The following is a 9,132-nucleotide window of genomic DNA, read 5'->3' as shown; positions in this document are numbered from 1 at the left end:
CGGCTGGTGGTATTGTCGATCACTTCTGCTACCAGCTCGTCGTTTTCGCCGAAATATAATTTGTTACCGACACGGATCTTACGGGCGGGATCAACGATCACGTCCCATAAGCGGTTCGGTTTGTTCAGCTCACGCAGCAGGAACACTTCTATTTTAGCACCGGTTTTTTCCTTACGGCCATACAAACGTGCAGGGAACACTTTGGTATTGTTTACCATCATTACATCCTTGTCGTTGAAATAGCCGATAATATCTTTAAAAACCTTATGCTCAATTTTCCCGGTTGCACGGTTAACTACCATTAAACGGGACTCATCTCTGGTTTTGGAAGGGTGCTGTGCGATCAGATTTAAAGGAAGATCGAACTTGAATTGCGATAATTTCATATTACGGTATGAATGAATTTAAAGGTTGCAAAGGTATTAATAAGTGTCAAGTATACCAAAAAAACATTCCTAAAATTGTTAATCAATACTTTATGCATACCTGTTTTTAGGAATGGCGGCTATCAGCTGCTGCGTGTATGGGCTTTGCGGCCGGTCATATACCTGGGCCGCCGGCCCGCTTTCCACAATTTTGCCTTTGTTCATTACTATCATGCGATCGCTCATAAACCGTACCACGGAAAGGTCGTGCGAAATAAAAATGTAGGTGAACCCATATTCCTGCCGCAGCTGTATCAGTAAATTCAGCACCTGTGCCTGTATGCTCACATCCAGGGCAGCTACCGATTCATCGCAGATAATAAAAGAGGGGTGCAGGGCCAATGCCCGGGCTATGACCACCCGCTGCCGCTGTCCGCCGGAAAACTCATGGGGGTACCGGTAAAAATGTTCAGGGTGCAGGTTCACCTTTTCCAGCAGCTCCAGCACTTTTTGCTTACGGCCCTGCTCCTGGCCGTACAAACCATGTACCAGCATAGGCTCCATAATGGCCTGGCCAATGGTTTGCCGCGGGTTCAGGGAGGAGTATGGATCCTGGAAAATGATCTGCATATCTTTACGCAGGTCGCGCATATCTGCGGCCGGCAAGGTGCTCAGCTCCCTGCCTTTGTATATAATGCTGCCGCTGCTGGGCGTTATGAGGCGCAGCAACGTTCTGCCCAGGGTGGTTTTGCCGCAGCCCGACTCGCCCACCAGCCCAAGGGTGGCCCCCTGCTGCACGGTAAAGCTTACACCATCTACCGCCTTTACCCAACCTTTTACCTTTCCCAGCAGGCTGCGTTGTGCCGGAAACCAGGTATGCAGGTCCCGCACCTCCAGCAAAGGCGGGCTTTGCTGCAGCTGCTGCTCACGTATCACCAGTTCGGCAACGGGTATTTCCAGGTTGCTTACCAGCTCCTTTACGGCATAGGGCTTTTCGTGGATGTGCCCTGCTGCGTCTACTTCCATAAAATCGGCAGTAACAGGCAGGCGGTACAGCTGTTTATCCAGGGGCGGGCGGCAGGCCAGCAGGCCCCGCGTGTAAGGGTGCTGCGGATTACGGAACAGGTCCTGTACCGGGCCCTGTTCTACAATATTGCCCTTGTACATGACCACCACCTGGCTGGCTATTTCAGCAATTACCCCCAGGTCGTGTGTAATAAATACAATGCTCATACCTGTTTGCTGCTGCAGCTCTTTGAGCAGCTCCAGGATGGCTTTTTGCACGGTAACATCCAGCGCGGTAGTAGGTTCATCTGCTATCAGCAACCGGGGCTGGCAGCTGATGGCCATGGCGATCATTACCCGCTGTTTTTGCCCGCCCGACAGCTCATGCGGGTAACGGTGCAGCAGCTGTTCGGGGTTGGGCAGCTTTACCTGTTGAAATAACGCAATGGTTTGCTGCTGTGCTGCTGAACGGGATATGCCTTTATGCAGGCGAATGGTTTCGGCAACCTGGTGTCCGCAGGTATGCAGGGGGTTCAGGGAGGTCATGGGCTCCTGGAAGATCATGGCTATTTCATTGCCGCGCCGGGTGCGCATTGCTTCGGGAGATAGCTGTAAGAGGTCAACCGCGGCCGACCCGGGCGCCTGATATAAAATGCTGCCGGCCGTTATTTTACCCGGCGCCTGCACCAGGCGCATAAGGGATAACGCGGTTACCGATTTGCCGGAGCCGGATTCGCCCACAATGCCCAGCATACTGCCTTCAGGAATATCCAGGGAGATATTATTAACGGCCTTTACGGCTTCCTGCTCTACTGCAAAAGTAACGGTGAGGTTTTGAATAGACACCAGCATGCAGTAATATACGATTTTAGATTTACGATTCCTGCTATGCACTGTAACCGGTTACGGCTTAAAATCGTAGGTGCTTTACCGTTTGGTGGCTGTTAATGAGGTTCTTTAATGAGTCGATGCCGATTTTCAGGTGGCGCTCCACGTAGTCGGTGGTTACTTTTTTATCACTTTCCTCTGTTTTTACGCCTTCCGGCACCATAGGCTGATCACTCACCAGCAGCAGGGCGCCGGTAGGTATTTTATTGTAAAACCCTACGGAAAAAATGGTGGCGGTTTCCATATCCACCGCCATGGCGCGGATGCGTTTCAGGTAATCTTTAAATTCAAGATCGTGTTCCCAAACCCGGCGGTTAGTGCTGTAGCAGGTACCGGTCCAGTAATCGCAGCCATATTCGCGTATACTGGTAGAAATGGCTTTTTGCAGCGCAAACGCCGGCAGGGCGGGTACTTCGGGCGGGAAATAGTCGTCGGAGGTACCTTCTCCGCGAATAGCTGCAATGGGCAGAATGAGGTCGCCGATACTGTTCTTTTTCTTTAACCCGCCACATTTGCCCAGGAATAACACCGCCTTGGGGTGAATGGCGCTTAGCAGGTCCATAATAGTGGCGGCGCTGGGACTGCCCATACCAAAGTTGATGATGGTAATGTCGTTAGCGGTTACACATTGCATAGGGCGGCCCTGGCCAACAACAGTGGCGTCATTCCATTCTGCAAAAAGTGCGAGGTAGTTGCTAAAGTTAGTGAGGAGGATGTGGGAGCCAAAATTCTCCAGTTTTTCCCCGGTATAACGGGGAAGCCAATTAGCTACAATGTCTTCTTTTGTTTTCATAGCCTTTTGACACGCAAATATACGCCTTTTCCCCCGGATTTGCCGGTTTTTCAATCGCCGCGGCTGTTCGGGGTTTCCGGCGGCATTTTTATATTAGTTTTACAGTATGATCGCCATTGAGTTTCCTGCGCCTGATTTTAAGCTGGTACGTGAAGGCGGCAAAGAGCTGATTTTTGATGCGTACCGTAAAAAATATGTTGTGCTTACACCGGAAGAGTGGGTAAGACAGAATTTCCTGAACTACCTGGTGAAAAGTTTACAATATCCCCGTGCGCTCATTGGCATTGAAAAGGAAATATACCTGGGTGAGCTGAAAAAACGCTGCGATATTGTAGTGTATAACCGTGCCATGCAACCCTGGATGATTGTGGAGTGCAAGGAAATGAATGTGCCATTAAGCCTGCTGACCGTGGAGCAGATTGCGCGGTACCACATGGTGCTGCAGGCAGTGTACCTGGTAATTACCAATGGCGTGCATACTTATTGCGGGGTAAACCAGCCGGACCAGGGGAAATGGGCGTTTTTAGAGGCGCTGCCGGCGTACAACAGGTAATTACGAATTGTTCAATTACTACCCCGCACAAGCGGTGCATGAGCGCCATTGAAAATTTTTATGAATACGAATAATTACGAATTGAATGCAGCAGAAGAAAGGAATTTGTGACTGTTAACGCAGATAACTACGAATTATTAATTACAGATAAAATGCAGCGGAAGAAAAAGTATTTGTGATCAGGAATTACGACTCCGCAAGACAAAGGTTGCCGGTTCCGCTTTGCGGAGCAAGCAGCTGAAAATAATGATGAATTAAAAATACCAGTGGTTACAGGGCATTAGCGTAACGCAGTTTAAATGTTCTTGTGAATACTGTAAATAACAAAAAGCCTCCATCATTTTTTAGCAATGATGGAGGCTTTTTTATTTAAGCAATTACTTTTTAGTCACGCTACCACTCCAATCCGGATACCTGTTACATTTACAAGTACCCCTGCCACTAAGCACACAATGCCCAATTTGTAATTCGTAATTGAACAATTCGTAATTCCCCATGATGTTCCATCATGGGAATATGCCCAGCTGCTCGTATGCGGCGCCTACTTTGTCAATGGCGCAAACATAAGCGGCCGTGCGCATATCATGTATTTTGCTGTTGGTAACCATAATTTCGCGCACTTCATGCAAAGCGGCGTGCATGGTTTCTTCGAGGCCGGAATATACCAGGTCTATCTCATCGGCGCCATGGGCAATGAACTTCCTTTCCTTGTCAGATACTTTTTTCCCCGTGAGGTCCTCTATCGTGTTCAGGATGTGAATGTTCATATTCTCATCAAAGCGTTTGCCCAAACGGCCATAGCGTACATGGCTCAGGTTCTTTAACCATTCAAAATAAGAAACGGTTACCCCGCCGGCGTTCAGGAACATATCCGGCACTACAATTACGCCTTTTTTGTTCAGGATGGCATCGGCATCGGGTGTTAACGGGCCGTTAGCTGCTTCACCGATTATTTTGGCTTTGATATTGGGTGCATTGTCTTTATGGATCACATTTTCCAACGCCGCCGGTATCAGGATGTCACAATCCATTTCCAGGCCGTCGGTGTTTTTTTTCAGGTTGGTTGCACCGGGAAAGCCAACAATAGAACCGGTTTCATTGCGGTGCTTCAGCACGGCGTCGGGGTCCATCCCTTTTGCATTATAGATTGCGCCATCCCATTCTATCAGGCATACTATAACAGCGCCTGCCTCATGGAAATACTTGGCAGCGTGGTAACCTACATTACCCATACCCTGTACAATCACTCTTTTCCCTTCGAGCCCCGGCTCCAGTCCCAGCCTCTGCATATCCTCCTTTATATTACACAGTTCCTGCAGGCCATAAAATACGCCCATGCCGGTAGCTTCCTTGCGGCCGCGCACCCCGCCCTGTGATACCGGTTTGCCGGTTACGCAGCCGTAGCCGTCAATCTCGCCGGGGCGCAGGCTCATGTAGGTATCTAATATCCAGCTCATTTCACGTTCGCCGGTGCCGTAGTCGGGCGCGGGCACATCCACGCCGGGGCCTATGAAGTTCTTTTTTACCAGCTCCGCGGTGTAGCGGCGGGTAATATTCTCCAGCTGAAAAGGGCTGTAATTGCGTGGGTTGATCTTAATACCCCCTTTTGCGCCGCCAAAAGGTACGTTTACAATGGCGCATTTATAGGTCATGAGCGCAGCCAGGGCCATTACCTCATCCTGGTTCACCTCATCGCTGAAACGAATACCGCCTTTACAGGGTAGCTTGTGGTGGGAGTGTTGTACACGGTAAGCCTCAATTACCTCAATGGTATCTCCTACCCTTACCGGGAATTTAATACGGTACACTGCATTGCAGGCCTTGATCTGCTCCAGAATACCTTTTTCCCATTTGGTGAATTGCGCGGCCTTATCGAAGCTCCGTTCTACGCTTTCAAAGAAGTTATACTGCTGAACTTGCGACATAAGAAATTGTTTTGGAAGTATTGTTTTGGTTATGATTTAGACTGTTGTTGGTGTTCCAGCTTCGTAATCTTTCGATCCAGCCGGATGAGGTACAAAATGATGCCGATAAAAATAATGACCAGTACCGCTACCACCACATAAATTTTGCCATTGCTGCGCAGCATTTCATTCACAGGGCCGGTTTCGGTATTTTGCTGCTGCGCCTTGGCCAGCATGGAAGTAAACAGTAAGACCAGGGTAAAGAGAAAGTAAGACGTTCTTCTGTTGATCATTTAAAAATATTTTTTAGCTCTAGTCTTTTATAACGCGCCAATAAAGTGTAAATCCATATACTCAGAAGGGTCCAGCCGGTAAAGGCAGGGTAAAATACCATCATTAATGTACCGTCTGTGTCCTTTGATTTAAAGCCCGGGCTGGTGGCGCTGCCAGGATGCAGGGAGTCTACCATGCGGGGAATAATATATGTTAAAGGTATTAACAACGCAAAGGCAAATATGTTATAGATGGCAGATACCCGCGCACGTTTGTCAATATCGGTAAAAGACATGCGCAGCACCAGGTAAGCCAGGTAAATAAGCAGGGCTACGGCTGTGGCAATCTGCTTGGGATCATTGGTAATAGTGCTGCCCCAGGTATAGGTAGCCCACAGGGAGCCGGTTACAAACCCCATCAGCCCAAACAGTACGCCTACATTGGCGGCACAGCTGGCCCGGATGTCTTTTTTCAGATCGTATTTGGTAAGGTAAAGAAGCGAGTTAACAACAGAGATAGTGAATAAAGTGTACATGCATACCCACATGGGTACGTGAAAGAAGAGGTTGCGCGTGGATTGCTGGTTATTTTCTATGACCGGCACCTTTACCAGGAACCCGGCTATGATCGTATACAGCAGCAGTATTACTGCCAGCGCCTTCCACCAATGTTTTGCCATTTTTTTGTCAACTATATTGGGGGCAAACCTACAGGTTTTATCACTAACCACAAAATCGGGAGCGTTGTTAATACCCCTTTATCAGTGGAGAGCGGCTGCTGCTTTCTTTAATCTTTCCATAAAAAAGGGAACAGGATCATGGCCAGGCCTATGATCAGCGCATCCATACCTGCCAGCAGCAGGAACATGTTGAGCAATCCCGGCTGGTACACCGGCACAAAGGCAGAGCGGGAGATGCTGGACAGCATCATCAGCAGGGGCATCATAATAGGAAAGCCCATAATGGCCATGAGCGCGGCGTTCTGGTTAGCCTGGGCCGCAATGGCAGCCAGCATGGTAAACAGCAGCGACAGGCTAATGCCGCCTAACATTACCACGCCAATAAAATATCCCACCTTAATTATGGGGTTGCCCAGGAACACAATGCAGCTTACGAGCGCAATAATGCTCATGATGGCCATTAACAATATGTTATACAACAGTTTGGCGGCAATAAAACAGCGGGGGTGCACTACCGAGTAAAAATACAGCAGCCGCCCCCGGCTTTCCTGCATAAAGCTTTTGGCAATGGCGTTTACCGATACAAACAGCTGCACCACCCAGAACAGGGCATTCCATATCTGCTCTTCCGGCTTGCCCATCATCATATTAATCACAAACACGGTGGAAATAATATACAGCAATATGCCATAGAATGCATATTTCTGGCGCAGCTCCAGCACCAGGTCTTTTTTAACAAGGGTAAGTGTTTGATGTAATGCAGGCATATGAGCGGCAAAGATAATAATTAGCTGTTAGCTGGCAGCCGCGGTTTTCCCAACTTGCCAACAGTTAAGGCTAATACCTAATAAATATTATCTTCGTTCCCTAACAATTATAACGGATGCAAAAAATACTGGTTGCTAACAGGGGAGAAATTGCCTTGCGGGTAATGCGCTCTGCAAGGGAAATGGGCATACAAACAGTGGCGGTATATTCCACGGCAGACCGTACCATGCCGTTTGTACAGTATGCAGATGAAGCGGTGTGCATTGGCCCTGCGCCTTCTAACCAGTCTTATTTATCAGGAGATAAAATTATTGCTGCCGCCAAACAAACCGGTGCAGACGCCATACACCCGGGGTACGGTTTCCTGAGCGAGAACGCCGGTTTTGCGCAGGCAGTGGCCGGCGCCGGCCTTACTTTTATAGGCCCCAGCGCCCATGCCATTGAAATAATGGGCAGCAAGCTGGCGGCCAAACAGGCGGCGCAAAAGTTTGGGGTGCCCATGGTGCCTGGCACCGAAACCCCGCTACGCAGCCTGGAAGAAGCACAGGAAGTAGTGAAAAAAACGGGGTTCCCCATTCTTATCAAAGCCTCTGCCGGCGGGGGCGGCAAGGGAATGCGGGTAGTAAACGGCGAGCATGAGCTGGCCGAACAAATACGGCTGGCTAAAAGCGAAGCGCTGAATGCTTTTGGAGATGATGCGGTATTTATTGAAAAATATGTAGGCGCGCCCCGCCATATTGAAATACAGGTGCTGGGCGACCAGCAGGGCAATTATGTGTACCTGTTTGAACGGGAATGCAGCATACAGCGCCGCCACCAGAAGCTGATAGAAGAAGCGCCCTCCTCCTGCCTTACCCCTGCCATACGCGCGGCCATGGGCAAATGTGCGCTGGATGTAGCCCACGCCTGCCAGTACTACGGCGCTGGCACCGTGGAGTTCCTGGTAGATGAAAACCTGGATTTTTATTTCCTGGAAATGAACACCCGCCTGCAGGTAGAGCATCCCGTAACAGAAATGATCACGGGCCTGGACCTGGTGAAAGAGCAAATACGTATAGCCAGGGGCGAAAGCCTTTCCTTTACGCAGGATAGCCTGCAGATAAACGGGCATGCCATAGAGCTGCGCGTTTGCGCCGAAGACCCCACCAATAACTTTTTACCCGATACCGGCACCCTTACCACCTACATACGCCCGCAGGGCTACGGCGTGCGGGTGGATGACGGTTATGAGCCGGGCATGGATATTCCTATTTATTATGATCCCATGATCGCCAAGCTGGTTGCCTGGGGCGCCGACCGTGAAGAGGCCCGGCTGCGGCTGCTCCGCGCTATTGAGGAATACCAGGTAAAAGGTATTCATACTACGCTTTCCTTTGGCCACTGGGCGCTGCAGCAGCCCGCATTCATCAATGGCCGGTTCGATACACATTTTATTGGCAAGTATTTTGCCCCGGAGGTGCTGCGCCGGCAAGATGATGCAGCCAAACGCGCTGCAGCCATCCTGGCGGCGCAGCTATGGCAGGAGAACCGGGCCGCACAGGCGCCGTTACCTGCTGCTATCGCCAACGGCAGCTGGAAGAAAAGAAAAACGCTAAGATAACAGACTGCGGTTGGGTGATAGATAAAATGGTCTAACTTTGTACTTAGTTATAATATGATGAGATGAGGAATTTTCTACTGCAGTTTATCGATTTCTTTTACCGTCCGTTCGCCAGGCTAATGCCGTTACAAACCTTTCGCTACCTGGCTTGCGGCGGAGGGAATACCGCGCTGGATATTTTCCTCTATTTTATTATGTATAACTTTGTGCTGCATAAACAAATGGTGCATTTGCCTTTTGTAACCATTACACCGCACATTGCCGCCTTGTTCATGTCGCTGTCCATTACTTTTCCTACCGGCTT

The 9,132-nt window shown here is 49.6% G+C and carries 9 protein-coding genes and 1 pseudogene; 3 read left to right on the top strand and 7 right to left on the bottom strand.

What is annotated here, in order from left to right; genetic code table 11:
- The 3 genes from VFS25_RS03940 to VFS25_RS03930 all read right to left on the bottom strand — a co-directional run.
- Nucleotides 1–386: S-adenosylmethionine:tRNA ribosyltransferase-isomerase (locus VFS25_RS03940; protein ID WP_326460814.1), on the bottom strand; the 386-nt coding region annotated here is incomplete at its 3' end.
- Nucleotides 387–476: 90 nt separating this feature from the next.
- Entirely contained in the window at nt 477–2,222 is a 1,746-nt protein-coding gene (locus VFS25_RS03935) for an ABC transporter ATP-binding protein (RefSeq protein ID WP_326460813.1), read from the bottom strand.
- A 58-nt stretch (nt 2,223–2,280) separates the two neighbouring features.
- Complete coding sequence (locus VFS25_RS03930) at nt 2,281–3,051, bottom strand: AMP nucleosidase (protein WP_326460812.1); 771 nt, start codon at nt 3,049–3,051, stop codon at nt 2,281–2,283.
- 106 nt (nt 3,052–3,157) lie between these two features.
- Here VFS25_RS03930 and VFS25_RS03925 point away from each other — a divergent pair, with 106 nt between their 5' ends.
- The gene (locus VFS25_RS03925; protein WP_326460811.1) at nt 3,158–3,604 is read left to right on the top strand and encodes a type I restriction enzyme HsdR N-terminal domain-containing protein; all 447 of its coding nucleotides are present in this window, start codon (nt 3,158–3,160) and stop codon (nt 3,602–3,604) included.
- Nucleotides 3,605–4,110: 506 nt separating this feature from the next.
- On the opposite strand, the gene VFS25_RS03920 is transcribed toward VFS25_RS03925, so the two are convergent.
- The 4 genes from VFS25_RS03920 to VFS25_RS03905 all read right to left on the bottom strand — a co-directional run bounded on the left by VFS25_RS03920 (nt 4,111) and on the right by VFS25_RS03905 (nt 7,227).
- Nucleotides 4,111–5,529, bottom strand: a complete 1,419-nt coding sequence (locus VFS25_RS03920; protein WP_326460810.1) for a Glu/Leu/Phe/Val dehydrogenase — start codon at nt 5,527–5,529, stop codon at nt 4,111–4,113.
- 29 nt (nt 5,530–5,558) lie between these two features.
- Nucleotides 5,559–5,801, bottom strand: coding sequence for a CcmD family protein (locus tag VFS25_RS03915; RefSeq protein WP_326460809.1), 243 nt, complete (start codon nt 5,799–5,801; stop codon nt 5,559–5,561).
- Nucleotides 5,798–6,460 carry a cytochrome c biogenesis protein CcsA gene (gene ccsA / locus VFS25_RS03910; RefSeq protein WP_326460808.1) on the bottom strand — a complete coding sequence of 221 codons (663 nt, stop codon included), beginning with the start codon at nt 6,458–6,460 and terminating at the stop codon, nt 5,798–5,800. The genes VFS25_RS03915 and ccsA overlap by 4 nt, the downstream gene beginning before the upstream one ends.
- Nucleotides 6,461–6,567: 107 nt before the next feature.
- Nucleotides 6,568–7,227: a heme exporter protein CcmB gene (locus VFS25_RS03905; RefSeq protein ID WP_326460807.1), complete on the bottom strand. Its 660-nt coding sequence runs from the start codon at nt 7,225–7,227 to the stop codon at nt 6,568–6,570.
- Nucleotides 7,228–7,343: 116 nt separating this feature from the next.
- On the opposite strand from VFS25_RS03905, the gene accC reads away from it, so the two are divergent.
- Complete coding sequence (accC, locus tag VFS25_RS03900) at nt 7,344–8,828, top strand: acetyl-CoA carboxylase biotin carboxylase subunit (RefSeq protein WP_326460806.1); 1,485 nt, start codon at nt 7,344–7,346, stop codon at nt 8,826–8,828.
- A 62-nt stretch (nt 8,829–8,890) separates the two neighbouring features.
- Nucleotides 8,891–9,132: pseudogene (locus VFS25_RS03895) on the top strand (GtrA family protein); the annotation flags it as partial.

This window comes from Chitinophaga sp. (genome assembly GCF_035761305.1).
Lineage (GTDB): Bacteria > Bacteroidota > Bacteroidia > Chitinophagales > Chitinophagaceae > Chitinophaga.
This window is presented reverse-complemented; position numbering and strand designations above follow the sequence as displayed.

Bases quoted from the DNA above. Each gene is read 5' to 3' on its own strand.
- VFS25_RS03935 (WP_326460813.1), bottom strand. From the start codon at position 2,222: ATGCTGGTGTCTATTCAAAACCTCACCGTTACTTTTGCAGTAGAGCAG.
- VFS25_RS03930 (WP_326460812.1), bottom strand. From the start codon at position 3,051: ATGAAAACAAAAGAAGACATTGTAGCTAATTGGCTTCCCCGTTATACC.
- VFS25_RS03925 (WP_326460811.1), top strand. From the start codon at position 3,158: ATGATCGCCATTGAGTTTCCTGCGCCTGATTTTAAGCTGGTACGTGAA.
- VFS25_RS03920 (WP_326460810.1), bottom strand. From the start codon at position 5,529: ATGTCGCAAGTTCAGCAGTATAACTTCTTTGAAAGCGTAGAACGGAGC.
- VFS25_RS03915 (WP_326460809.1), bottom strand. From the start codon at position 5,801: ATGATCAACAGAAGAACGTCTTACTTTCTCTTTACCCTGGTCTTACTG.
- ccsA (WP_326460808.1), bottom strand. From the start codon at position 6,460: ATGGCAAAACATTGGTGGAAGGCGCTGGCAGTAATACTGCTGCTGTAT.
- VFS25_RS03905 (WP_326460807.1), bottom strand. From the start codon at position 7,227: ATGCCTGCATTACATCAAACACTTACCCTTGTTAAAAAAGACCTGGTG.
- accC (WP_326460806.1), top strand. From the start codon at position 7,344: ATGCAAAAAATACTGGTTGCTAACAGGGGAGAAATTGCCTTGCGGGTA.